Source organism: Desulfuromonas sp. DDH964 (assembly GCF_001611275.1).
GTDB lineage: Bacteria > Desulfobacterota > Desulfuromonadia > Desulfuromonadales > DDH964 > DDH964.
This window is the reverse complement of sequence record NZ_CP015080.1, coordinates 3,261,453-3,284,060: the sequence shown is the minus strand read 5'-3', so window position 1 is coordinate 3,284,060 and position 22,608 is coordinate 3,261,453. Positions and strand designations below refer to the sequence as shown.

23 protein-coding genes and 1 pseudogene are annotated in these 22,608 nt (G+C 64.5%); 16 read left to right on the top strand and 8 right to left on the bottom strand.

The window, feature by feature from the left end; all coding sequences use genetic code 11:
* Nucleotides 1-77: 77 nt before the first annotated feature.
* The 5 genes from DBW_RS15020 (at nucleotide 78) to DBW_RS15000 (ending at nucleotide 6,022) form a co-directional block, all read left to right on the top strand.
* Nucleotides 78-2,378, top strand: coding sequence for a cobyric acid synthase (locus tag DBW_RS15020; protein WP_066728505.1), 2,301 nt, complete (start codon nucleotides 78-80; stop codon nucleotides 2,376-2,378).
* Nucleotides 2,375-3,322 (top strand): adenosylcobinamide-phosphate synthase CbiB, encoded by a 948-nt coding sequence (gene cbiB / locus DBW_RS15015; RefSeq protein WP_066728503.1) that lies wholly within the window; start codon nucleotides 2,375-2,377, stop codon nucleotides 3,320-3,322. The genes DBW_RS15020 and cbiB overlap by 4 nt, the downstream gene beginning before the upstream one ends.
* Nucleotides 3,323-3,408: 86 nt before the next feature.
* Nucleotides 3,409-3,924 carry a hypothetical protein gene (locus DBW_RS15010; RefSeq protein WP_066728501.1) on the top strand — a complete coding sequence of 172 codons (516 nt, stop codon included), beginning with the start codon at nucleotides 3,409-3,411 and terminating at the stop codon, nucleotides 3,922-3,924.
* The gene (gene cobD / locus DBW_RS15005) at nucleotides 3,921-5,033 is read left to right on the top strand and encodes a threonine-phosphate decarboxylase CobD (RefSeq protein WP_066728499.1); all 1,113 of its coding nucleotides are present in this window, start codon (nucleotides 3,921-3,923) and stop codon (nucleotides 5,031-5,033) included. The genes DBW_RS15010 and cobD overlap by 4 nt, the downstream gene beginning before the upstream one ends.
* Nucleotides 5,030-6,022 carry a tRNA dihydrouridine synthase gene (locus tag DBW_RS15000; protein ID WP_066728497.1) on the top strand — a complete coding sequence of 331 codons (993 nt, stop codon included), beginning with the start codon at nucleotides 5,030-5,032 and terminating at the stop codon, nucleotides 6,020-6,022. The genes cobD and DBW_RS15000 overlap by 4 nt, the downstream gene beginning before the upstream one ends.
* Here the strand turns inward: DBW_RS15000 and DBW_RS14995 are convergent.
* Nucleotides 6,016-6,225 (bottom strand): hypothetical protein, encoded by a 210-nt coding sequence (locus DBW_RS14995; RefSeq protein WP_066728495.1) that lies wholly within the window; start codon nucleotides 6,223-6,225, stop codon nucleotides 6,016-6,018. The genes DBW_RS15000 and DBW_RS14995 overlap by 7 nt on opposite strands.
* A 122-nt stretch (nucleotides 6,226-6,347) precedes the next feature.
* Here DBW_RS14995 and DBW_RS14990 point away from each other — a divergent pair, with 122 nt between their 5' ends.
* From DBW_RS14990 to DBW_RS14960, 7 genes are all read left to right on the top strand, one after another.
* A complete protein-coding gene (locus DBW_RS14990) occupies nucleotides 6,348-6,749 on the top strand; it encodes a DUF423 domain-containing protein (RefSeq protein WP_066728493.1) in 402 nt (133 codons plus the stop codon).
* Nucleotides 6,746-7,237, top strand: coding sequence for a hotdog fold thioesterase (locus DBW_RS14985; RefSeq protein ID WP_066728491.1), 492 nt, complete (start codon nucleotides 6,746-6,748; stop codon nucleotides 7,235-7,237). The genes DBW_RS14990 and DBW_RS14985 overlap by 4 nt, the downstream gene beginning before the upstream one ends.
* Before the next feature lie 134 nt (nucleotides 7,238-7,371).
* Nucleotides 7,372-8,505 (top strand): branched-chain amino acid ABC transporter substrate-binding protein, encoded by a 1,134-nt coding sequence (locus DBW_RS14980; RefSeq protein ID WP_066728488.1) that lies wholly within the window; start codon nucleotides 7,372-7,374, stop codon nucleotides 8,503-8,505.
* A gap of 43 nt (nucleotides 8,506-8,548) precedes the next feature.
* Nucleotides 8,549-9,451, top strand: a complete 903-nt coding sequence (locus DBW_RS14975; protein ID WP_066728486.1) for a branched-chain amino acid ABC transporter permease — start codon at nucleotides 8,549-8,551, stop codon at nucleotides 9,449-9,451.
* Between the two features lie 32 nt (nucleotides 9,452-9,483).
* Nucleotides 9,484-10,707 (top strand): ABC transporter permease subunit, encoded by a 1,224-nt coding sequence (locus tag DBW_RS14970; RefSeq protein WP_157471964.1) that lies wholly within the window; start codon nucleotides 9,484-9,486, stop codon nucleotides 10,705-10,707.
* Nucleotides 10,700-11,500, top strand: coding sequence for an ABC transporter ATP-binding protein (locus DBW_RS14965; protein ID WP_066728482.1), 801 nt, complete (start codon nucleotides 10,700-10,702; stop codon nucleotides 11,498-11,500). The genes DBW_RS14970 and DBW_RS14965 overlap by 8 nt, the downstream gene beginning before the upstream one ends.
* The gene (locus tag DBW_RS14960) at nucleotides 11,493-12,197 is read left to right on the top strand and encodes an ABC transporter ATP-binding protein (RefSeq protein ID WP_066728480.1); all 705 of its coding nucleotides are present in this window, start codon (nucleotides 11,493-11,495) and stop codon (nucleotides 12,195-12,197) included. The genes DBW_RS14965 and DBW_RS14960 overlap by 8 nt, the downstream gene beginning before the upstream one ends.
* Nucleotides 12,198-12,218: 21 nt before the next feature.
* Here the strand turns inward: DBW_RS14960 and DBW_RS14955 are convergent, their stop codons facing one another.
* Nucleotides 12,219-12,878, bottom strand: coding sequence for a hypothetical protein (locus tag DBW_RS14955; protein ID WP_066728478.1), 660 nt, complete (start codon nucleotides 12,876-12,878; stop codon nucleotides 12,219-12,221).
* Nucleotides 12,879-13,017: 139 nt separating this feature from the next.
* Between DBW_RS14955 and tnpA the strand changes: the two genes are divergently transcribed.
* Nucleotides 13,018-13,485 carry an IS200/IS605 family transposase gene (gene tnpA, locus DBW_RS18250; protein WP_082820386.1) on the top strand — a complete coding sequence of 156 codons (468 nt, stop codon included), beginning with the start codon at nucleotides 13,018-13,020 and terminating at the stop codon, nucleotides 13,483-13,485.
* Here tnpA and DBW_RS14950 read toward each other — a convergent pair.
* The 4 genes from DBW_RS14950 to nikR all read right to left on the bottom strand — a co-directional run bounded on the left by DBW_RS14950 (nucleotide 13,479) and on the right by nikR (nucleotide 17,045).
* Nucleotides 13,479-14,687: an IS256 family transposase gene (locus DBW_RS14950; RefSeq protein ID WP_082820464.1), complete on the bottom strand. Its 1,209-nt coding sequence runs from the start codon at nucleotides 14,685-14,687 to the stop codon at nucleotides 13,479-13,481. The two genes, tnpA and DBW_RS14950, sit on opposite strands and share 7 nt — an antisense overlap.
* A 252-nt stretch (nucleotides 14,688-14,939) precedes the next feature.
* The gene (locus tag DBW_RS14945; RefSeq protein WP_066728475.1) at nucleotides 14,940-15,707 is read right to left on the bottom strand and encodes an energy-coupling factor ABC transporter ATP-binding protein; all 768 of its coding nucleotides are present in this window, start codon (nucleotides 15,705-15,707) and stop codon (nucleotides 14,940-14,942) included.
* Complete coding sequence (gene cbiQ, locus DBW_RS14940; protein WP_066728473.1) at nucleotides 15,704-16,516, bottom strand: cobalt ECF transporter T component CbiQ; 813 nt, start codon at nucleotides 16,514-16,516, stop codon at nucleotides 15,704-15,706. Before cbiQ ends, DBW_RS14945 begins: the two co-directional genes overlap by 4 nt.
* A 109-nt stretch (nucleotides 16,517-16,625) precedes the next feature.
* A complete protein-coding gene (gene nikR / locus DBW_RS14935) occupies nucleotides 16,626-17,045 on the bottom strand; it encodes a nickel-responsive transcriptional regulator NikR (protein WP_066728467.1) in 420 nt (139 codons plus the stop codon).
* Nucleotides 17,046-17,316: 271 nt separating this feature from the next.
* Here nikR and DBW_RS14930 point away from each other — a divergent pair.
* Together DBW_RS14930 and DBW_RS14925 are read left to right on the top strand one after the other, a co-directional pair.
* A pseudogene (locus DBW_RS14930) lies at nucleotides 17,317-19,498 on the top strand (ribonucleoside triphosphate reductase).
* Between the two features lie 7 nt (nucleotides 19,499-19,505).
* Nucleotides 19,506-20,201 (top strand): anaerobic ribonucleoside-triphosphate reductase activating protein, encoded by a 696-nt coding sequence (locus DBW_RS14925; protein WP_066728465.1) that lies wholly within the window; start codon nucleotides 19,506-19,508, stop codon nucleotides 20,199-20,201.
* Nucleotides 20,202-20,405: 204 nt separating this feature from the next.
* On the opposite strand, the gene DBW_RS19090 is transcribed toward DBW_RS14925, so the two are convergent.
* Complete coding sequence (locus tag DBW_RS19090) at nucleotides 20,406-20,531, bottom strand: hypothetical protein (RefSeq protein WP_257722360.1); 126 nt, start codon at nucleotides 20,529-20,531, stop codon at nucleotides 20,406-20,408.
* A gap of 330 nt (nucleotides 20,532-20,861) precedes the next feature.
* Here DBW_RS19090 and DBW_RS14920 point away from each other — a divergent pair, with 330 nt between their 5' ends.
* A complete protein-coding gene (locus DBW_RS14920) occupies nucleotides 20,862-21,887 on the top strand; it encodes an energy-coupling factor ABC transporter permease (RefSeq protein WP_066728463.1) in 1,026 nt (341 codons plus the stop codon).
* A 106-nt stretch (nucleotides 21,888-21,993) separates the two neighbouring features.
* Here the strand turns inward: DBW_RS14920 and DBW_RS14915 are convergent, their stop codons facing one another.
* Nucleotides 21,994-22,602 (bottom strand): putative metallopeptidase, encoded by a 609-nt coding sequence (locus tag DBW_RS14915; RefSeq protein ID WP_066728461.1) that lies wholly within the window; start codon nucleotides 22,600-22,602, stop codon nucleotides 21,994-21,996.
* Nucleotides 22,603-22,608 lie beyond the last annotated feature (6 nt).

Genomic DNA, 22,608 nt, shown 5'->3' with positions numbered 1-22,608 from the left:
TCTGTCCCCTCTGTGATCTCTAGGGAGAGCAGCGAACGGGTGAGAGCCGCTTCAACCGAATTTTGCGAAAGTATTTTATGACCGGCAAACTCTACGTCGTCGGTATTGGCCCCGGCGCCGCCGACCATCTGACCCCCGCTGCCCGTGAAGCTATCCTGGGGTCGGCGGCAGTGGTCGGCTACCAGACCTACCTCGAACTGATTCCCGAGCTGCTGGTCGGCAAGCAGGTCGTCTCCTCGGGGATGATGAAGGAGGTCGAGCGCTGCCGCGCGGCGTTGCGGCTGGCCGCGGCCGGGCAGGTGGTGGCCCTGGTCTCCTCCGGCGACGCCGGCATTTACGGCATGGCCGGGCTCGCCCTCGAGCTGCAGCCGCAACAGGCCCCCGACGTTGCCGTGATCATCGTCCCCGGGGTCTCGGCGGTGCAGGCGGCCGCCGCCCGCCTCGGCGCACCGCTGATGCATGACTTCGCCGTGATTTCCCTCTCCGATCTGCTCACCCCCTGGTCGCTGATCCGCCGGCGCCTGGAGGCGGCCGCCGCCGCCGACTTCGTCGTCGCTCTCTACAATCCCAAGAGCCGCGGCCGCACCACCCAGCTGGGGGCGGCCGCACAGATCCTGCTCCGCCACCGGCCGGGCGTCACCCCGGTCGGGATCGTCCGCAATGCCTGCCGGGAAGAGGAGTCGGTGGTGGTCACCGATCTCGCCGGGCTGGCCGCCGCCGAGGTCGACATGCTGTCGCTGGTGATCGTCGGCAACTCGCAGACCGTCGTCGACGCCGCGGGGCGGATGGTGACGCCGCGCGGTTACGGGAAAAAACTGGCGGCTCCGGTCGGGGGGGAGGACGCCGAACCCGGCAAGGTGCGGGCGCTCTTTATCGGCGGCACCGGTTCCGATGTCGGCAAGAGCGTCATCGCCGCCGGCCTCTGCCGCCTGCTGCGCCAGCGCGGCTACCGGGTCGCCCCCTTCAAGGCGCAGAACATGGCCCTCAATTCGGCGGTGACCGCGGAAGGGGGGGAGATCGGCCGCGCCCAGGCGCTGCAGGCGATCGCCTGCGGCCTCCCGGCCCACACCGACATGAACCCGGTTCTCCTCAAGCCGAACTCGGAAACCGGCTCCCAGGTCATCGTCCAGGGGCGGCCGGTCGGCAACATGACGGTGCGGGAGTATCACCGCTACAAGGAGCACGCCTGGCAGGCGGTCGCGGAGTCGTACCGGCGCCTGGCATCGAGCCACGAGGTGGTGGTTCTCGAAGGGGCGGGGAGCATCGCCGAGGTCAACCTGCGCGATCACGACATCGTCAACCTGCGCGCCGCGGCCCTGGCCGACGCAGCCGTGGTGCTGGTCGCCGACATCGAGCGCGGCGGGGTCTTCGCCAGTATCCTCGGCACCCTGGAGCTGCTGCGGCCGGAGGAGCGGGCGCGGGTGGCCGGGGTGATCATCAACCGCTTTCGCGGCGACGCCGAGCTGCTGCGCTCCGGCATCGAGCTGGTCGAAGACCGCACGGGGGTGCCGGTCCTCGGCGTCGTCCCCTGGTGTGCGCTGCAGCTGCCGGAAGAGGATTCGCTCGGATTGTCCCGCAAGGGACGGCCCGCGCCAGCGGCGGAGCTGCGCATCGGCGTGGTGCGCCTGCCCCGTATCTCCAACTTCAGCGATTTCGATCCCCTGGAGCGGGAACCGGGGGTCGCCCTGCACTACCTGGAGCGGCCGGAGGAGGTGGCGGGACTCGACCTGCTGATCCTCCCCGGTACCAAGAGCACTATCCCTGATCTCCAGTTCCTGCAACGCAGCGGGCTGGCGCGGGCGATCCATGACTACCATGCCGCCGGTGGCCGGATCGTCGGCATCTGCGGCGGCTTTCAGATGCTCGGGAAGCACCTCGCCGACCCGGAAGGGGTCGAGTCGGAAACCCGCGCCGCCGAAGGGCTCGGCCTGCTCGACGTGGAAACAGTGCTGCTGGGGCTGAAGCAGACCCATCAGGTCGAAGCCGTGGTGGCGGCCGCGGGGGGGCTCGGCGATCTTCCGGCGGGGAGTTTGCTGCAGGGTTACGAGATTCATGTCGGCGCGACCAGCCGCGGCGCCCTGGCGCAGCCGCTGCTGCAGATCGTCCGGCGTTCCGGGCGCGCGATCAGCCTTGAGGAAGGGGCTATCTCCGCCGACGGCCGGGTCTGGGGGAGCTACCTGCACGGGCTCTTCGACAACCCGGAGCTGCGCGCCGCCCTGCTCGCCGGTTTGCGGCAGCGGCGGGGGCTGGCACCCGCGCCGCCAACTCCGGATCACGACCTCGAACGGGAGCTCGACCGCCTCGCCGCTCATCTCGAAACGCATCTGCAGCTGGAGCCGCTCTTCGGCCGGTTGCCGGCCGCCGGAGGTGGCGCATGAACGCCTGGCTGGTGGCCGCCGCCTTCGGCCTCGATCTCCTGCTCGGCGATCCCAGCCACCTGCCGCACCCGGTGGTCTGGATCGGCGGCCTGATCAACCGCCTGGAGGTGGTGCTGGTCGGGCTCTTTGATCGTCGCCGCGTCACCGGCATCCTGCTGGTCGTTCTGACCCTGACCCTTACCGGGGTGACGGCCTGGGGCGTCCTCTGGCTGGCGACCGCACTCCATCCCTGGCTCGGGCTGGCGCTCTCCCTCTGGCTCGCCTACACCGCCATCGCCCTGCATTCCCTCCACCGCGAGAGCCGGCGGGTGGTCGCCTGGGTCGAAGCCGGCAACCTGGTCGAAGCCCGGCGCAGCCTCGCCCTCATCGTCGGCCGCGAAACCGCTGAACTCGATGAAGAAGGGATTCTGCGCGCCTGCATCGAGACGGTGGCGGAGAATACCTCGGACGGCGTGATCGCCCCCCTCTTCTACCTCTTTCTCGGCGGTCCGGTCCTCGGTCTCCTCTACAAGGGGATCAATACCCTCGACTCGATGATCGGCTACCGCGATGACCGCTACCGAGAGCTCGGCTGGGCGGCAGCGCGCCTGGATGATCTGGCCAACCTGCTGCCGGCGCGACTGACCGGGCTGCTGATGGTGCTGGCGGCCATCCCCCTCGGGCTCAACAGCTGGAATGCGCTGAAAATCCTGCTGCGCGATGCGCGCAAACCTTCCAGCCCCAATGCCGGCTTCCCCGAGGCCGCGGTGGCCGGCGCCCTCTGCCTGCAGTTGGGCGGCCCGGCAACCTACTTTGGCCAGCGGGTGGAAAAACCGACCCTCGGCGACCCGGACCGCCCGCCGACGGTGGCGGCTTTCCGTGCCACCATCCGGCTGATGTACCTGACCGCCTTTGCCGGGCTGGCGCTGGGGCTGCTGATCTGCGGCTGGCCGGCCTTTGGCTGAATTCCGGCCTGGTCAGAATTTTGCATTCCGGTTGGCGGAGACTTGTCCGACAACAAAACCTTTCTCTCGAATGGAGCGCCCCAACCATGCGGACCCGAATTCTGCTTTCCGTGCTTTGCATCACCTTGCTGACCGCTGGCGGTGGCTGCAGCAAGTCGGAACAGCCTGCGGAAAAGACCGAACAGGCCACAGCTGACGCTGCGAGGAACCATTTACAGGCCCAGGCGCAGGCCGGGGTCGCCAAGCTGCTGGAGCGCGTGGTTGCGGTCCTGGACGGCTACCAGGCCTTTTCGGGTCATTATCCGCAGCAGTTCGAAGACCTCAACCAGGGGGACTATTTTTTCGACCTCGCCTACCTCACCGACCTCGTCGCTCCGCCCTTCAAGGCCTATATTCTCCTCGGTGGGAGTGCCCAGCCCTACCGGGTCTGGGTGGTCGACGGCAAAAATAAGGTCGCCATGGAGCAGGTGGCGGGAGGCGCCCCCCGAACTCTGCCGGCCGCCGCTCTCGGCGACCTGGAAAGGGAATTCCAGCCGCGTTCGCTGGCGGCGAACGTCATCGGTCTCGCCCCCCGGGCGGCTGCCAAGGGGGGGGCGGGTTGACCCTGCCCCCGGAACAGATGGGCGCAACGGACCATGGTGGCGGAGTTGCCCGGGCGGCCCGGGAGCTTGGACTCCCGCCGGAGGCGCTCCTCGACTTTTCCGCGAGCATTAACCCGCTGGGGATGCCGCCCACGGTCCTTGCCGCTGCGCAGGCCTCCCTCTCCCGGGCGGTTCATTACCCCGAAATCGATGCTGCCGCGCTCCGTGAGGCGCTGGCGGCGCACCATGGACTGCCTCCGGCCCGGCTCCTCCCGGCGGCTGGTTCCACCGAGCTGATCTACCTGCTGCCGAGGGTGTTGCGCCCCCGGCGGGCCCTGCTGGTGCGCCCCGCCTTCAGCGAGTACGCCCGCAGCCTGGCGGCCGCTGGCATCCCCTGGGATGGCTTTGACCTCCACCCCGAGGAGGGCTTTGCCCTCGACCCGAAGCGGCTCCTCGCCGCACTGCGCCCGGAGACCGAACTGGTGCTGGTGGCCAATCCGGGCAACCCCCACGGCACCGGCATCGACCCGCAACGCCTCGAAACAATCGCCACGGCATTGCGCGGCCAGGCGCTGCTGGTGGTCGATGAGGCGTTCATCGACTTCTGCCCCGAGCGTTCGTTGCTGTCGCGGGTCGCGGCGCACGATAATCTCTACGTCCTGCGTTCGCTGACCAAGTTTTACGCCATTCCCGGCTTGCGCGCCGGCTTTCTCGCCGGACCGGAGCAGGGGGTGGCCCGGCTGGCAGCGGCGCGCGAACCCTGGACCCTCTCCACCCCGGCACTGGCGGCGGCGGAGGCCTGCCTCGCTGCGGCCGACTACCGCCGGGCGACCGCCACCCTACTCCCGCTGTTGCGCCAGGAACTCGCCGCCGGGCTTGAGGCGCTGGGACTGAAGGTCTTTCCCTGTGTCGCCAATTTTCTGCTGGCCCGGCTGCCGGCGCCGGCGCCGGCGGGAAGCGAGATCACTGCCGCGCTCTATCGGCAGGGTGTTTTGGTCCGTTCCTGCGCCAACTTTCCCCCCCTCGATGATCGCTACCTGCGCTTGGCCGTCCGTACCGCTACCGAACAGCAGCGGCTGGTCGCGCTTCTGGAGCGGGTCCTTGCGCTGCCCGGCGGAGGCGAATCATGACCCCTGCCGGTGGGATCGAACTCCGCCTCCCCTGGGCGTCGGGGACCAAACCGCTGATGCTGGCGCCGCTGCAGGGGGTGACCAACCGCGCGCTGCGCGCCTGGTTCTGCACCCACGTCCGGCCGGATGTCGTCTTTACCGAGTTTTTGCGGGTGAAAGGGGGGGCGCGCGGCCAGCTGGCGGCGGCCGACCTGCGCGAAATCGTGCCGCCGCCCGCCGGGGTGCCGCTGGTGGTGCAGCTGGTCGGCCACGACCGGGACGGGCTGGTGGCTGCCGCCCGGGCTGCCCGTTCCGCCGGGGCGACCCATCTCAATCTCAACATGGGCTGTCCCTACGGCCGCATGAACTCGGGGCTGAGCGGCGGTGGCATGCTGCGGCGGCCCGAGCTGCTCCCCGAGCTGCTGGCGGCGCTGCGGGCGGCGGTCGATTGCAGCCTGTCGGTCAAGCTGCGCGCCGGATACGACGACCAGCGGCAGATCTTCGACCTTTTACCGATGCTGGAGCGGGCGCGCATCGATTTTCTCGTCCTCCACCCGCGCACCGTCGTGCAGCAGTACGCCGGTGCGGCTGACCACCGGTTGACCGCCGCCGTGGTCGCGGCGACCCCTCTGCCGGTCATCGCCAACGGCGATATCGTCGATGCCAGGCAGGGGCAGACGATTCTTGCCGCGACCGGGGCGGCCGGGTTGATGCTCGGTCGTGGCGCCATCGGCGATCCGCAGCTCTTCACCCGGCTGCGCCAGGCGGCGCCCGGGGCGCCGGCCGCTGCGCAGCGACGGTCTGAGCTGCATGACTATCTTCGGGATCTGGCGGCGGACTACCGCGAGCTCTTTTGCGGGGAGGCCCAGGTTCTGGCCAAGCTCAAGGAGGTTTTGGCCTTTATTGCCGAACCGGAGCTGGCCGGGGTGGTACGCGAGCTGCGGCGCAGCAAAACGCGGCGGGAATTTGAGACGGTGCTGGAGAAGTTGCCCGAGCCGCAGCCTCAGTAGTGGGGGACCTGCTGCAGGGCCTCCGGCGTTGCCCGGACCCGGTCTCCCGGGTGCAGTCTGCCGCGCAGGGTGCGGGTGATTTCCACTTCGTAGGTTTCGCCGAAGAAGTGAAAATCGGTCACCACGCCGCGGTAGTGGGTTCGGGGGGTCAGAATTTCACACTCTTCGCCGATGTGGCTTTTATAGTCGTGCCAGAAGTTCATCTGCGCACCTCCCTGCGAGGTTTGCGATTAAATGTAGCAACAGATCACCCGCCGTCAACGCCGGTGGTGGCGTTTCGCGGCGGCTTCCCCGCGCAGCCGGAACTTTTTTCAAGGAGCCCACCATGTCCGTCTTTGTTCCCCTGGGCAGTCTCAGTGCCTTGCTGGGGGTCGCGCTCGGCGCCTTCGGCGCCCATATCCTCAAGGCCCGGATCAGCCCCGATCTTTTTGCCGTTTACCAGACCGCTGTCCTCTATCACCTGGTCCATGCCCTCGGGCTGATCCTGGTCGGCCTGCTCTGCCAGGTGCATCCCGGTAACCGCCTGCTCCCCCGGGCCGGCTGGACGCTGCTGGCCGGGACCGCACTCTTTTCCGGGAGTCTCTATCTGCTGGCCATGACCGGCGTGCGTTGGCTCGGGGCAATCACCCCGCTGGGCGGCGTCGCCTTTCTCGCCGGCTGGGGGCTCGTCGCTGCGGCCGCCCTGGTCACCAGGGGGGCACCGCAAGCGCCGGGAGGGAAGTCATGACGCAGGAAACGCCGATCTGGTTCCGCGAGGTCACGGTGGCGGAGCTGAACCGCCTGGCCGGCAACAACATGGTCGCCCATCTCGGCATCGAGTTCACCGCCATCGATGCCTCTTCGTTGACGGCGCGCATGCCGGTCGACCATCGCACCCGGCAGCCCGCTGGCCTGCTGCATGGCGGGGCCTCGGTCGCGCTGGCGGAAACGCTGGGAAGTTTTGCCGCCTACCTCACCGTCGATGATTCCCGTTTCAGCTGCGTCGGTCTGGAGATCAACGCCAACCACGTCCGTGCCATGACCGCTGGCTGGGTCATTGGCACCACCCGCCCGCTGCACCTCGGCGGGCGGACCCAGATCTGGGAAACCCGGATCGTCGATGAGCGGGAGCGCCTGGTCTGCATTTCGCGGCTGACCATCGCCGTCCTCGCCACTCCCCGGCCCCTCGGGCAGCCCGCGCCAGCGGGAGCTGGCGATACCGTAAGCATCGAGTAAAGTCTTAGCAAATCCAAATGGTTGAATGGTGGAATATGGCCGTGCCCGGTTGACCGGAGGGGCCACTTCCTTTATATATGAAGGGCGGTGCGAGCCCATTGAACCTGATTTCCTACCCGTCAAGGAGTGTCGCCATGACATCGCTGCGCTATTCCAGAGCCTTGCTGCTGGTTCTCCTCTCCCTCTTCGCCGGCCTGTTCTCCCCCGCCCCGGTGCCGGCTGCCGACACCATCAAGATCGGTATTGCCGGGCCCCATACCGGCGACCTCGCTCCCTACGGCATCCCGACCAGGGAAGCGGCCGAGATGATCGCCGCGGCGGTCAATGCCAAGGGGGGGCTTCTCGGCCGGCAGATCGAACTGCTCCCCCTCGACGACCAGTGCAAGCCGGAGATCGCGACCAATGTTGCCACCAAGCTCGTCTCCGACGGTGCCCGGGTGGTCATCGGCCATGTCTGCTCCGGGGCCACCAAGGCGGCGCTCGGGATTTACAAGGAAGCCGGGGTGATCGCGATTTCCCCTTCGGCAACCAACCCGCCCCTGACCGAGAGTGGCGACTACCCCAACTTCTTCCGCACCATCGCGCCGGATGATGAGCAGGGGAAGCTGGCGGCCACTTTCGCCACCGACAAGCTCGGCGTCAAAAAGATCGCCATCATCCACGACAAGGGGGATTACGGCAAAGGCTTTGCCGACTTCGCCAAGTCTTTCGTCGAGGCTGGTGGCAAGGCAAAGATCGTGATGTATGAAGGAATCACCCCGGGAGCGATGGACTACTCGGCGGTGGTGCAGAAAATCCGCCGCGAAGGGGCGGATGCGGTGATCTTCGGCGGGTACCATCCGGAGGCATCGAAGCTGGTCGGCCAGATGAACAAGAAACGCGTCAAGATCCCCTTCATCGGCCCGGATGGCATCAAGGGCGTCGGTTTCCTGGAGATTGCCGGCAAGGATGCCGAGGGGGTCTACGCGACCGGCCCGATGGATGTCAGCAGGTTCCCCGAGAACCAGGCGGCGCGCCAGGCGTACCAGGCCCGCTACGGCAAGGAGCCCGGAACCTTTTTCGACCAGGGGTACGCGGCGATGCAGGCGCTTCTGGCCGCCATCCAGGCATCTGGCGGCACCGATTCCGCCGGTCTCGAAAAGGCTCTGCACAACAATTACGTCGATACCGCGGTCGGCCGCATCAGGTTTGACGCCAAGGGGGATGCCGAAGGGGTCGGCTTCTCGGTCTACCAGGTGAAGAACGGGGTTTTCGAGGAAGTGAAATAAGAGGAGCTGCCACAGGTCTTTATGGGGCCTGTGATTTACTGCCATGGACTATTTCCTCGAACTCTTCTGCAGCGGCCTGACCCGTGGCAGTATCTATGCCCTGATTGCGCTGGGCTACACCATGGTCTACGGGATCATCCAGCTGATCAATTTCGCCCACGGCGAAATCTATATGATCGGGGCCTTCGTCGCCCTGATCGTCTCCGGAGTCTTGACTATCTACGGCTTTTCCGGGGTCTCGATCCTGGTGCTGGCTGCCGTGATTGCCATGATTTACGCCGCTGCCTACGGCTACACCCTGGAGAAGATCGCCTACCGTCCCCTGCGCAACGCGCCGCGCCTTTCACCGCTGATCAGCGCCATCGGCGCTTCCCTCTTCCTGCAGAATTATGTCCTGCTCGCCCAGACCCCGGATTTCCTCCCCTTTCCCGAACTGGTGCCGGAATTTGCCTTCATGGAGCCGGTCGCCCATATCGTCGGCAGTGCCGAACTGCTGATCCTCGTCGTCTCCGCCGTCACCATGATCGGGCTGACCGTGCTGATCAAGTACACCCGGATCGGCAAGGCGATGCGGGCGACCCAGCAGGATATGACGATGGCCCGGCTCGCCGGGGTCAATGTCGACCGGGTGATCTCCATCACCTTTGTCATCGGCTCGGTGCTGGCGGCGATCGGCGGCGTGCTGGTCGGGTCCTATATCGGCCAGATCAACTTCTACATCGGCTTCATGGCCGGGGTGAAGGCCTTCACCGCCGCCGTTCTCGGCGGCATCGGCAATGTCCCCGGCGCGGTCCTCGGCGGCCTCGTCCTCGGCCTGACCGAATCCTTTGCCGCCGGTTATATCTCGAGCGCCTACGAGGATGTTTTTGCCTTTGGCGTCCTCGTCCTGATCCTGGTCCTGCGACCGGCCGGGCTTCTGGGCAAGGCGGTCAGGCAGAAGGTCTGATCCTTAGCGCGGTGCAGCCGCACGGTTGAATGATGCTGAGTTACTGCAAAAAATCGTTGGGCATCGCCCTCTGGTTCGTCTTTTTGACCTTCCCCTTCATGGTGGTCAGGGTCAATACCCTCAAGGATATCGTCGAGTGGCGCTGGCTCAACATGCTCTGGGTCGCCATCGGCGCCTTCCTCCTCGCGCTCGCCTGGCAGTTGGCCCGTTCCCGCCAGGCCGGCGGCGACCGCAGCGAAGCTTCGGGAGCGGCGGAAACAACCCGGGGACTTGGTCGGCGCCTCCTCGCCGATCCGCAGCTCTATCGGCCCCTGCTCGGGCTGCTGGCCGCGGCGGCGCTGTCCTTCCCCTGGTTGGTCGACACCTACCAGGCCAACATCATGGTGCTGGCGCTGATCTTCGTCGTCCTCGGCCTCGGCCTCAACATTACCGTCGGCCTGGCCGGCCTGCTCGACCTCGGTTATGTCGCCTTTTTTGCCGTTGGCGCCTACACCTATGCCCTGGTCAACCAGCAGACCGGTCTCGGCTTCTGGGCCTGCCTCCCCCTCGGCGGCCTGGCGGGCTGCTTTTTCGGGGTGCTGCTCGGCTTTCCGATCCTGCGCCTGCGCGGAGATTACCTGGCGATCGTCACCCTCGGTTTCGGCTCGATTGCCAAGATCGTCATCGAGAACTGGGAAGCGGTGACCGGCGGCGCCCAGGGGATTGCCAATATCCCCCGTCCCGGGCTCTTCGGCCTGGAGATGAGCATCGACGCGGTGACCACCTACACCTATTACCTGATGATCGGGATGGTCCTTTTCACCATCTTCGTCACCAACCGGCTCAAGGATTCGCGCATCGGCCGGGCCTGGATGGCGCTGCGCGAGGATGAGATCGCCTGCGTCGCCATGGGGATCGACATGGCACGCACCAAGCTCTCGGCCTACGCCCTCGGCGCCTTCTGGGCCGGTCTGGTCGGGGTGATCTTCGCCGCCCGCAACACCTACATCAACCCGAACAGCTTTACCTTCATGGAATCGGCAATCGTCCTGTCGATCGTGGTCCTTGGCGGCATGGGGTCGATTGTCGGCGTGATCATCGCCGCCCTGGTCCTGATCCTGCTCCCCGAGTACCTGCGCGCCTTTTCTGAGTACCGCATGCTGATCTTCGGCGCCGTCATGGTCCTGATGATGATCTTCCGCCCCCAGGGCCTGATCAGCAACCAGCGCCGCAGCTACCAGCGGCCCGCCGCGGCCGGGGAGGGGGGAAATGACTGACCGCGCCACGCCACTGCTGGAGGTAAAGGAGCTGACCATGGACTTCGGCGGTCTGCGCGCCGTCGACCATGTCAACCTGCAGGTTTGTCGCGGCGAGATCGTCGCCCTGATCGGCCCCAACGGCGCCGGCAAAACCACCTTCTTCAATTGTGTCACCGGCATCTACACCTCGACCTCCGGGGCGATCCTGGTGCATCCGCCGGGGGGACGAACCCAGAAGATCAACGGCTTGAAGCCGAACCGGGTCACCACCATCGGCATGGCCCGCACCTTCCAGAATATCCGCCTCTTCCCGGCGATGACGGTGCTGGAGAATGTCATGATCGGCTGCCATTGCCGCACGACGACCAACATCCTCGGCGCCATCCTGCGCGGCGCCGCCACCCGGCGCCAGGAGCGGGAGACGGTGGAGAGGAGCTACCAGCTGCTGGAAAAGGTTGGCCTCAAGCCGTTTGCCGACGATTTTGCCCGCAACCTTCCCTACGGCGCCCAGCGCCGCCTGGAGATCGCCCGGGCGATGGCGACCGATCCTTTTCTGCTCCTCCTCGACGAACCGGCTGCCGGCATGAACCCCCAGGAGACCCGTGAACTCGATGCCCTGATCGTGCGCATCCGCGACGAGGGGAAGATGGCGATCCTGCTGATCGAGCACGACATGAAGCTGGTGATGAATATTTCCGACCGGATCTACGTGATGGAGTACGGCAAGGAGATTGCCGCGGGGACGCCGCAGCAGGTCCGTCACGACCCGAAGGTGATCGAGGCGTATCTCGGGGAGGATGTGGATGCTTAGGCTGGAAAAGGTCTCGACCTGCTACGGGCAGATCCAGGCGCTGCGCGAGGTCACCATCGATGTCGCCGAGGGAGAGATCGTCACCCTGATCGGCGCCAACGGCGCCGGCAAGTCGACCACCCTGATGTCGATCTGCGGCATTACGCCTCCCCGCAGTGGCGAGGTCGTCTTTCGCGGCACTTCCCTGCGCGGGTTGCCTGCCGACCAGATCGTGGCCCTGGGGATCAGCCAGGTCCCGGAAGGACGCCGCATCTTTGCCAATATGTCGGTACTGGAGAATCTGGAGATGGGGGCATTCCTGCGCCGGGACCCGGCGGGTGTCCGCCAGGACCTGGCCTACGTCTTCGACCTCTTCCCGATTCTAGCCCGTCGCCGCCACCAGGCGGGGGGAACCCTCTCCGGCGGCGAACAGCAGATGCTGGCGATCAGCCGGGCGCTGATGGCGCGGCCGCGCCTGCTGCTGCTGGACGAGCCGTCGCTGGGCCTGGCGCCGCTGGTGATCAAGCAGATTTTCGAAATTATCGCCAAGATCAACCGCGACGGAACCACGGTCTTCCTGGTCGAGCAGAACGCCATGCAGGCCCTCAAGCTCGCCGACCGCGGCTATGTCATGGAGAACGGTCGCATCACCTTGATGGACCGGGCCGATAATCTGCTCAACAACGACCAGGTCCGCAAAGCCTACCTCGGGCTCTGATCCCCTCTTGCCCCGGTTTTTTCAGTCTTCACCGCCCCTCCCGATCTGATCGGCCAGTAACGACTCCAATTCATCCAGTAACGAGAGCAACTGCGGCGTTCTTCCTTCGGTCAGGGCATCCCTGGCCAGGGCGATCTTGACCAGGGCGTCGGCGGTCTGCTGCTGGCTCAGCCCCAGCTCAACCAGTTTCGGCAGGGCGCTGCGGTAGTTGAACTCCAGTTCGTTGAGCTCGTGGCTCACTTCCTGCCAATTCTCCCTGCTCACCGCCAGGCGCGCGATTTTCAGGTCGTGGCGGACGACCAGCAGGGTCGGCGGGGTCGGGTAGCCGGTGCTGGTGAGAAGTTCAAGCAGGTCCTTGCGCAGCCCGAAGTAGGCGCGATAGCTGGTGGCGGTTTGCCGACGCGCCAGTTCTTGACGCAGTTTGGCGAGGCGCTGCCGGGCCTCTGCCAGGCCGGTCGCGGCCGATTGCGGGGCAGCCGCCGCGTAGCTTTCCAGGTGGCGGCCGATAGCGGCGCTCTGTTTTTCGGCCAAAAGCCAGTCCCCGGCCTCTATCTGCTCCTCGATGGCCAGGGTTTCCTGCAGGGCCCTGACGAGGGGGGCGGGGCCAGATTCGGCCCGGCCGGGACGCGGTGAAACCAGCAGCAGCCCGGCCAGGACGATGGTGAAAAGGGCGCGATACATCAGGACTCCGCGAAGGGGGCAGGGGGAGGCGGCAGCCTTTCCGGCGGATTTCTGCTGCCGATACGCTGCCAGTTTAATCTCAGGGGGGTCCAATTCCCCGAAGCTTGCTTCGCTATCGCCAATATGAAATATTGGCGACATGAGCGAATATGTACACAAAAGTCATAATGTTTCTGTGCTGTTATACCATCTTGTTTGCCCAGCAAAATACCGCCGGGTTGTTTTCACCCCAGAGGTTGATGGCTGTCTCAAAGAGGTCTGCCTTGAGATCGCCAAAAGATACGAGATTCAGTTCGTAGAAATTGGGACCGACAAAGACCATGTTCACTTTTTGGTGCAGTCGGTTCCAATGTACAGCCCAACGCAGATTGCACGAGTCATCAAAAGCATTACGGCCAGAGAAATATTCAAACGAGTCCCATCGGTTAAAAAGCAACTATGGGGTGGCGAATTTTGGACAAAGGGCTATTTTGTGAACACTGTAGGCCAAAAGGGTAATGAGAAAACCATTGCGACCTATGTTAGAAATCAAGGCCGAGAAAAAGAGTATCAGCAATTGCACCGCGAGGGGTCTGTCAAACGAACTGTGTATCCGCTCTTTCAATAGACCAGATTCAACGGCACCCGGTCTTCGCCGAACATCACTTGGAATGTCTGCAGCGCTGGCTTCCAGTTGTGGATCATCTTCCAGTTGCGTGACGCCTGCCGGATTGCCAGATAGAGCGCCTTGATCGCCGATTCGTCGTTGGGGAATATCCTCCGGTTGCGGGTCAGCTTGCGCAGGCTCATGTTTAGCGATTCGATCGCGTTGGTCGTGTAAATGACCTTGCGAATTTCCGGCGGAAACTGGAAAAACGGGATGATGTTGTCCCAGTTGCTCCGCCACAAGCGGATTACCGAACGATAGGACTTGCCCCAATCGGCGTCCAGTTGTTCCAACTCCGCCGCCGCTTCTTCGGCGGTCGCCGACTGGTAGATACGCTTGAGGGCCGCGACCACGGCCTTGCTGTCCTTGACCGTGACGTAACGCAGGCTCGCCCGCACCAGATGGACGATGCAGAGTTGGGTCAGGGTCTTGGGGAAAATGGCGTTGACCGCTTCCGGCAGCCCTTTCAGCCCGTCCATGCAGGCGATGTAAACATCCTGCACGCCGCGATGGCGCAGTTCGGTGAGGACCGAGAGCCAGAACTTGGCCCCTTCGGTCTCGGCGATCCACAGGCCGAGAACTTCCTTCTCGCCGCGCAGGTTGACGCCGAGAACCACATGGGCCGACTTGTTGACCACCTGCTTGCCGTGATGAATCTTGACCGTCAGGCCATCGAGCCACAGGATCGGGTAGACGGCTTCCAGTGGGCGATTCTGCCAGGCCCGGACCTCGTCCAGAACCGATTCGGTCACCTGGGAGATGACGGCATGGGAAATCTCCACGCCGTAGAGATCCTTCAGGGCGTCCTCGATGTCGCGGGTCGTCATCCCTTTGGCATAGAGGGTCAGGATCTTTCCTTCCATCCCGGCCAGGCGAATCTGGCGTTTGCGAACCAGTTGCGGCTCGAAAGACCCCGCCCGGTCGCGGGGCGTTTCGATCTCCAGTTCGCCGAAGGTGCCCTTGACGGTTTTACTGCTCTTGCCGTTGCGGGTGTTGGCGCGTTTCGCCGGCCCGGCTTCGCCGGCTCCGTAACCCAGATGCGCGGTCATTTCGGCGTCCAGGCTGCGGTTGATCATGCGCTGTAGCAACCGCGAATAGAGTTTGTCGACGTCCTCGGGGGTTTTGCAGTCGACCAAAAGCTCGTCCAATTTGTCTGATTTAATCTCAGGTGGGTCGAATTCCCCGAAGCTTGCTTCGATGAAAGCGATCAATCTAAACTTTTGATACCCCGTAGCTTGCTGCGGGGAGATTCATTCGCCATCGTTTCTGCTCCTCGGTGGGGGAATTGCCCCACTCTCTCATGGAGCAGATACACAGTTCAATTTACAGGCTCACCGCGAGCAGTTAACGCTTTTTGATACCCCGTAGCTTGCTGCGGGGTAGTTCATTCCAGATTGGATGCGGGGGCAATCCGCTCAGGGGCGCGGGGTCTCCTGGCGGTTGCAGACCGGACAGCCCTGCAGGCGCAGCGGCTTTTCCAGGTGGCTGGCGGCGAGGAGGGGCGCGTCGCCGAAGATCGTCTCGGTGGGGCCATCGGCGGTCACCCGGCCGTCATGAATGACGATGGTGCGCCGGCAGAGATCGAGGACCATGTCGAGGTCGTGGGTGGCGATGATCTTGGTGTGCCGGAAGGAGGCGAGACGTTCGATCAGCAGGCGCCGTGCCCGTGGATCGAGCCCGGTGGTCGGCTCGTCCATGACCAGGATGTCCGGGCTCATGGAGAGGACCGAGGCAATCGCCACCGCCCGCTTCTCACCGCCGGAAAGGCGATGGGGAGGGCGCTCCCGCAGATGGAGGGCGTCGACCTGCTGCAACGCGGCACAGACGCGCTCCTCCACCTCCTCCGGAGGGAAGCCGAGGTTGAGGGGGCCGAAGGCGACATCCTCCTGAACGGTCGGCATGAAGAGCTGGTCGTCGGGGTCCTGGAAGACCATGCCGACGGTGCGGCGGATATCCTGCACCGTCCCCTTGTTGAGGGGGAAGTCGCCGATGCGGACCTCCCCCTGCTGCGGGGTGAGGTAGCCGTTGAGGTGCAGCAGCAGGGTCGATTTTCCGGCGCCGTTGGCGCCGACAATGGCGACCGATTCACCATGGTGGATGCTGAAGGAGACCCCGCGCAGCGCCTCGGTGCCATCGGCATAGCGGTAGCGCAGATCGTCGACGGCGACAATGTGATGACTCATCGGAACAGCTCCGTAACCCAGCTCCCGAGGAACTGCGGCAGGTTGACCAGGCGCAGCAGGACGAAGAGGGCCGTCCAGCCACCGGTAAAGAGAAGTTCGGCGCGGCCGATGTGAAGCCGGCGCAGGGAGCGGATTTCGCCGTTGAAACCACGGCAGAGCATCGCCAGGTGGACGCGCTGGGCGCGGTCGAGGGTGCGCAGCAGCAATTGCCCGACCATCTGGCTGAAAATCTTCATGCCGAGTCCGCGGCCGTGAAAGGAGCGCAGCGCCCGGGCGCGGACCATGCGCATCGCCTCGTTGATGAGGACGAAGAGGTAGCGATAGAGAAGGAGGAGTTGCACGGCAAAGACCCGTGGCGCGCCAATCCCCTCCAGCGCCATGCAGACCCCGGGAAAGCTGGTGGTAGCGACCAGGATCAGGGCGATGCCTATGGTCAGGACAAAGCGCAGCAGGATCGAGGCGAAGGAGACCCAGCCGCCGCTGATCGCCAGGGGCCCGAGCTGCAGGAGGATCTCGCGGTCGAAAAGGGGGTTGAAGATGCCGATGAAGATCGCGAAAGGGGCGACTACCAGCAGGCGTTTGGCAAGAAAGCCGAGGGGGAGCCCGGCGCGTCCCGCCAGCGCCAGCGGAAAAATCAGGAAGGGGAGGAGGGCGGAAATCGTGTACTTGTCGAAGGAGGCGACGCAGACGATGAAGACCAGGCAGGTCACCAGCTTGGCGCGGGGATCGAGGCGGTGCACGGCGGAATCGCCCTGGGCGAGAGTGTCGAGCGCGCCAATGTCGAAGATGGTGGAGTCGATGCCGGCCATGGTTGCCTGTCGGGACGAAGTTGGTGGTTGCCGGGTGGTTACGAATGCATGTTTCGTGCTACCTGGCGGCATCCGGACGCCGGGGTCGGGCGGTGGTGCCGGGAGAGTGTCAGGAGAGATCCGTGCCGGTGGTGCTGGTCACCAGTTTGCCGTGCTTGACCCCCTTGGTGCCGATCAGTTCATCGGCGAGCCGCTTGACGTCGGAGGCCCGGCCGCGGACCACGACCACTTCGAGACAGTGGTGGGCGTCGAGGTGGACATGGAGGGCGGAGACGATAGCGTCGTGGTGGGAGTGCTGCTGCTCGGTCAGCTTGTCGGCCAGATCCCGGGTGTGGTGATCGTAGACCAGGGTCACCGTGCCCACCATCTCCTTGTCGTCCCGCGCCCAGTCCTCCTCGACCAGCGCCGCACGGATCAGGTCGCGGATCGCCTCCGAGCGGTTGACGTAGCCCTTGGTGGTCAGCAGGCTATCGAAGCGGTCGAGGAGCCGCTGGTCGATGGAGATGCCAAAGCGGGTCAGGTCGGCCATATCGCCTCCTTGCGGCGGGGGACTGGGTGAAACCACCGACTGTTTAGCATGGGGTCCTGGCGAGGGTCAAGGATATTGCGGGGTTGGCCGGCCGGTCCACCGCCTGTCCACAGGTTTTTTCACAACATCTAGTGGGTTAATCCTGGCTGACTATCCAGATATAGTGTTTTTTTGCCTTGACACCACCCGCCGCTGTGCTAGATTCGCACCTGTGTGATGTTTTTGGCAACAATTCCTGCCGCCAGGCGGGTTGCTCCGGGAGGGTGGAACCATGATTGACTTTATCCGCAAACGTGACGGCCGGCTGGTCCCCTTCGAGGCCGGCAAGGTGACCGAAGCGATCTCCAAGGCGGTGCGCGCCGTCGGCGGCAGCGACATGGACAAGGCCGCCGGGATCACCCGCCAGGTCCAGGGGATTCTCGAAGTCCTCTACAAGGACGGGCGGGTGCCGACCGTCGAGAACGTCCAGGACCTGGTCGAGAAGATCCTGATCGAGAACGGCCACGCCAAGGTGGCCAAGGCCTACATCCTCTACCGCCAGCAGCACGAAAGCCTGCGCAAGACCAAACAGTTCATGAAGGAGTCGATCGAGGCGATCGATTCCTACCTCACCCAGGAGGACTGGCGGGTCAACGAAAACGCCAACATGGGCTACTCGCTGCAGGGGCTCAACAACCACATCGCCGCCAACATCACCAGCAACTACTGGCTCAACAAGATCTACCCCAGCTACATTGCCGATGCTCACCGCGAGGGGGATTTTCATCTCCACGATCTCGGCATGCTCAGCGTCTACTGCTGCGGCTGGGACCTCAAGGATCTCCTCCTCAAGGGCTTCACCGGTGCCTACGGCAAGGTGCAGAGCGCCCCGGCCAAACACTTCCGCACCGCCCTCGGGCAGACCGTCAACTTCTTTTATACCCTGCAGGGCGAGGCTGCCGGCGCCCAGGCCTTTGCCAGCTTCGACACCCTGCTCGCCCCCTTCATCCGCTACGACGGCCTCTGTTACGCCGAGGTCAAACAGTCGCTGCAGGAATTCATCTTCAACATGAACGTGCCGACCCGGGTCGGTTTCCAGACGCCCTTCACCAACATCACCCTCGACATGACGCCGCCGAAGAGCATGGCAAGCGAGGCGGTGGTGATCGGCGGTGAGCTGATGGATGCCACCTACGGCGAGTTCCAGGCGGAAATGGACCTTTTCAATCGCGCCTTCTGCGAGGTGATGATGGAAGGGGATGCCTCGGGGCGGATCTTCTCTTTTCCGATTCCGACCTACAACATCGTCCAGGGGTTCGACTGGGAGAGCGAACGCTTCCAGCCGATCTGGGAGATGACCGCCAAGTACGGTATCCCCTACTTCTCCAACTTCATCAATTCCGATATGGATCCCGAGGATGCCCGCTCCATGTGTTGCCGCCTGCGCCTCGATAACCGCGAGCTGCGGCGCCGCGGCGGCGGCCTGTTCGGCTCCAACCCGTTGACCGGCTCCATCGGCGTGGTTACCCTCAACCTGCCGCGCGCCGCTTATCTGGCCGATTCCAAGGAAGCTTTCTTCACTCGCATTGCCGAGTTGATGCGCCTCGCCTACGAGTCGCTGGAGATCAAACGCAAGCAGCTGGAGCGTTTAACCGAGGAAGGGCTCTACCCCTACAGCCGCTTCTACCTGGCGGGCATTCGCGAGCGCAGCGGCCACTTCTGGAACAATCATTTCTCGACCATCGGCCTGCTCGGCATGAACGAGGCGGCGCTGAATTTGATCGGGGTCGGCATCGACACCCCGACCGGCAAGGCTCTCGCGGAGGAGACCCTCAGCTTCATGCGCCGCCAGCTCGAGGTCTTCCAGGAGGAGACCGGCCACCTCTACAACCTCGAGGCGACCCCCGCGGAAGGGACCAGCTTCCGGCTCGCCCAGCGCGACCGCAAACGCTTCCCGGAGATCATCACCGCCGGCCAGGAGGAGCCCTACTATACCAACTCGACGCAACTTCCGGTCGGTTCCACCGAGGACATCTTTTCCGCGCTGAACCACCAGGACGGCCTGCAGACCCTCTATACCGGTGGCACGGTCTTCCACGGCTTCCTCGGTGAACGTCTCGACGACTGGCGCAGCGCCCGACTCCTGGTGCGGCGGATTGCCGAGAATTTCCATCTCCCCTACTTCACCCTCAGCCCCACCTTTACCATCTGCCCGGTGCACGGCTACATTACCGGTGAACACTTCTCCTGTCCCCATCACCAGGCCGCCTGAGCCGGCGTGGCCGGGACACCCCAATCAATCGTAAAACTTCTTAGACGGAGGGAACATGGCAACCAAGTGCGACGCGAAGACCGAGGTCTATTCCCGGGTCTGCGGCTTCTTCCGGCCGGTGCAGCAATGGAATCGCGGCAAGAAGGAGGAATTCCGGGACCGCGCCGAATATGTCCTTGGCGCGTCCAAGAAGGACTGCTGACCCGCTCATGTCGATCAAGGGTTTTCAGGGGACGAGCCTCCTCGATTTTCCGGGGAGGATCGCTTCCCTGATTTTTTTCGGCCGCTGCAACCTGAGCTGCGGCTTCTGCCATAATCCGGCCCTGGTTCTTGCCCCGGATGATTTCCCCGATATCCCCGCCGCGGAGCTGCTGGCTGACCTCGCCGCCCGCCGGAACTTCATCGACGGCGTGGTCATCTCCGGCGGCGAACCGACCCTCGACCCCGATCTCCCCCGGCTGCTGGGAGAGATCAAGGCCCTTGGCCTTCTGGTGAAGCTCGACACCAACGGCCTGCTGCCGGGGGTGCTGGAACGGTTGCTCAGCGATCGCCTCGTCGATTATGTGGCCCTCGATTTGAAGACTGCCCCGGCCCGTTACGACGAACTGCACTCTGCTCCGGTTGCCAGCGCCAACCTGCTGGCCAGCCTTCGCCTGCTGCTCGCCGCTGCGGTCGACTACGAACTGCGCACCACCTGCGTTCCCGGCCTGGTGGAGGCGGCCGACCTGCACGCGCTGGGCGAGCAGGCACGTGGCGCCCGCCGCTGGTTCTTGCAGCAGTTCGTTCCCCACCATGCCCTCGCCCCAAACCTGCAGGCACTCTCCCCCCATGCCCCCGCAACGCTCCAGGAGTTCGCCCGGCTGATCAGCGCCTATGTCGCTGAGACCGGAATCCGCGGGCTCTGAATCAGGGCGTCATTCCTTTCCGGCAAGCCAGATTCTAGCCACATTTCTCATGCAGGAGTTGCTTGGTGTGGCAGCCATGATGCATGGCCGTCGCAAGCAGGGCTTGGCGGTATCGGTCGAAGATGGAGCTGAGCGGGGGGCGGACGGTTGCTGGCGTTCAAAAAGAATTCTATCGGTGCCAGCAGGGCAGGTCCCGGGACGGAGTCAGTAACGCAGCCAGAGCAGGAAGGAGAAGCTGATTGCAGCGATGACCCCGGCGGCCAGGGTATAGAGGAGGTAATCGAGGAAATTGCGGTCTTTTCGATGGTTCTGGGTGGTGGTGTGGTGCACGGGGAACTCCTTGGCGACGTAGTAGGGTCGTGGGGATATGCAATAGCAACATCGGTACCAATTTGTCCGGCCGATTGACAAGTTACCGGAAAAGCACAAAAAGAAAAAAACGGAAGGTCCCTTGCCGGCGGGGCTGGGAGGGGCCTGATGCCGTCTCTTGCGGCACCAGGTGGTTTTTTCACGGAGAATCGGGTGGTGTTACGAATTCAAAGTTTGGTAGCAAAAATGCCTTGACAGCGCCAGACCGGTGGCGTAAGAAACCAGGGTGTCCTGATTTCCAGCCACGGCGGAGCGCACACTGAGCACCGCCCGGGCAAGGAGAAACATCCCATGCACATGGCCGATGCCCTGCTCTCTCCGGCGGTTGGCGGCACCTTGTGGGCCGCCACTGCCGGAACCATTGCCTGGTGTTCCCGCCGTCTCAAGCAGGAACTCGACGACAGCAGGATTCCGCTGATGGGGGTGCTGGCAGCCTTTATCTTTGCTGCCCAGATGATCAACTTCACCATCCCCGGCACCGGATCGAGCGGACATCTCGGCGGCGGCATGATCCTCGCCATCCTCCTCGGTCCCTATGCCGGATTTCTGGCGATGGCCTCAGTCCTCACGGTCCAGGCCCTCTTCTTTGCCGATGGCGGCCTGCTGGCGCTCGGCTGCAATATCTTCAATCTGGGATTTTTCCCCTGTTTTGTCGCCTATCCCTTCATCTATCGTCCCTTGGTCGGCAAGGCTCCGACGCCGCGGCGGGTTCTTGCCGGCGCCTGTGTCGCCGCCGTCGCCGGCTTGCAGCTGGGCGCCTTCAGTGTCGTCCTGGAGACTCTCCTCTCCGGCGTTTCGGCCCTTCCCTTTGGCACCTTTGCCCTGTTGATGCAGCCGATCCACCTGGCGATCGGTCTCGTTGAAGGGGCGGTGACGGCGGCGGTCATTACTTTTATCGGCAAGGCGCGCCCGGAACTGCTGGCCGCCGCGACCGTTACTGCCGCCGCTGGCGCCGGGTCGATACGACGCATCGTGCTCGGAGTGCTGCTGGCCACCCTGGTAACCGGCGGCATGCTCTCCTGGTTTGCCTCTTCCCACCCCGACGGCCTCGAATGGGCGCTGGCAAAGAGTGCCGGACCGGAAGCGCCGCTGGCGCCGCCCGCGCCGACGCGCCAGCTTCTCGACCGGGTGCAGGAGAAGACGGCGCTGCTGCCGGGATACCAATTTCGCGCTACCGCGGATGTTCCGGGGAGAGAAGAAAAGAGCAGGGCGGCAACGAGTGTCGCCGGAATGGTTGGCGGTGGTCTGACCCTGCTGCTGGCCGTGGGGCTGGGGTGGCTGCTGCGCCGCCGCCGGGCGGTGGCGCCAAAATCGTAACCGGGAACGGTCGCATTCGCCTCCTTGCCCGGAGCTGTTAAGAAAATGAAGCGCCGCGGGCCGCCGGATTACCGGCGGCCCGCGGCGCTTGGCGTTTTCCCTTGATTCAGAGCCGTTCGCGGCGAACGAGCCGGGCGCGGGGGAGCGGCACCCGCAGACCGGAGACAGCGACCCGGCCCGATCGCCAGTCCTCTTCGGTAAGATCGAAGGGAGCGAGAAGGGCCGCCGGCGGGTCGGCGGTCAGGTAGCGGTCGAGGAGGTGGTCGACTCGCTGTTGAAAGGCCTTGCGCGAATGGCCGTGGGCATAGTTGCGCCCCGGGAAGCGGCGCAGGTCGCCGTCGCAGGCCGGTGAGATATGGTAGAGCTCGTGGAAGAGGGTGGCCAGTTTTTCACGACGGCAGAGGCGGAAAAAGCGCGGCACCAGGACCTGGATCAGGTAGAGAATCTCTTCGCCCCGGTAGTGCAGGGGGGGCAGGCGCCAGGTCTCCTGGTAGCGGCCACGGCGGCGTTGCCATTCTGCCGATCCGCCGGCAAAGCGCAGCGGCAGAATCCTGGCGTAGAGGCCATGGCTCCCCTCGGCCCGGGACCGGCTCAGGGCGAACAGAATCCGTTCCGGGACGAGGTGGCCCAGTTCCGGGACACGCTTTGCGGCGTCCCGGCAGAGATCGGCAAAGATCAGGCTGAGATCCTGGCAGGGGCGGGGTAAGGCTTCCACCGGAAC

What these genes read in the sequence shown, in the direction of transcription:
- DBW_RS15020 (WP_066728505.1), top strand. Translation starts at nt 78, where the DNA reads ATGACCGGCAAACTCTACGTCGTCGGTATTGGCCCCGGCGCCGCCGAC.
- cbiB (WP_066728503.1), top strand. Translation starts at nt 2,375, where the DNA reads ATGAACGCCTGGCTGGTGGCCGCCGCCTTCGGCCTCGATCTCCTGCTC.
- DBW_RS15010 (WP_066728501.1), top strand. Translation starts at nt 3,409, where the DNA reads ATGCGGACCCGAATTCTGCTTTCCGTGCTTTGCATCACCTTGCTGACC.
- DBW_RS15000 (WP_066728497.1), top strand. Translation starts at nt 5,030, where the DNA reads ATGACCCCTGCCGGTGGGATCGAACTCCGCCTCCCCTGGGCGTCGGGG.
- DBW_RS14995 (WP_066728495.1), bottom strand. Translation starts at nt 6,225, where the DNA reads ATGAACTTCTGGCACGACTATAAAAGCCACATCGGCGAAGAGTGTGAA.
- DBW_RS14990 (WP_066728493.1), top strand. Translation starts at nt 6,348, where the DNA reads ATGTCCGTCTTTGTTCCCCTGGGCAGTCTCAGTGCCTTGCTGGGGGTC.
- DBW_RS14985 (WP_066728491.1), top strand. Translation starts at nt 6,746, where the DNA reads ATGACGCAGGAAACGCCGATCTGGTTCCGCGAGGTCACGGTGGCGGAG.
- DBW_RS14980 (WP_066728488.1), top strand. Translation starts at nt 7,372, where the DNA reads ATGACATCGCTGCGCTATTCCAGAGCCTTGCTGCTGGTTCTCCTCTCC.
- DBW_RS14975 (WP_066728486.1), top strand. Translation starts at nt 8,549, where the DNA reads ATGGACTATTTCCTCGAACTCTTCTGCAGCGGCCTGACCCGTGGCAGT.
- DBW_RS14970 (WP_157471964.1), top strand. Translation starts at nt 9,484, where the DNA reads ATGCTGAGTTACTGCAAAAAATCGTTGGGCATCGCCCTCTGGTTCGTC.
- DBW_RS14965 (WP_066728482.1), top strand. Translation starts at nt 10,700, where the DNA reads ATGACTGACCGCGCCACGCCACTGCTGGAGGTAAAGGAGCTGACCATG.
- DBW_RS14960 (WP_066728480.1), top strand. Translation starts at nt 11,493, where the DNA reads ATGCTTAGGCTGGAAAAGGTCTCGACCTGCTACGGGCAGATCCAGGCG.
- DBW_RS14955 (WP_066728478.1), bottom strand. Translation starts at nt 12,878, where the DNA reads ATGTATCGCGCCCTTTTCACCATCGTCCTGGCCGGGCTGCTGCTGGTT.
- tnpA (WP_082820386.1), top strand. Translation starts at nt 13,018, where the DNA reads ATGAGCGAATATGTACACAAAAGTCATAATGTTTCTGTGCTGTTATAC.
- DBW_RS14945 (WP_066728475.1), bottom strand. Translation starts at nt 15,707, where the DNA reads ATGAGTCATCACATTGTCGCCGTCGACGATCTGCGCTACCGCTATGCC.
- cbiQ (WP_066728473.1), bottom strand. Translation starts at nt 16,516, where the DNA reads ATGGCCGGCATCGACTCCACCATCTTCGACATTGGCGCGCTCGACACT.
- nikR (WP_066728467.1), bottom strand. Translation starts at nt 17,045, where the DNA reads ATGGCCGACCTGACCCGCTTTGGCATCTCCATCGACCAGCGGCTCCTC.
- DBW_RS14925 (WP_066728465.1), top strand. Translation starts at nt 19,506, where the DNA reads ATGTCGATCAAGGGTTTTCAGGGGACGAGCCTCCTCGATTTTCCGGGG.
- DBW_RS14920 (WP_066728463.1), top strand. Translation starts at nt 20,862, where the DNA reads ATGCACATGGCCGATGCCCTGCTCTCTCCGGCGGTTGGCGGCACCTTG.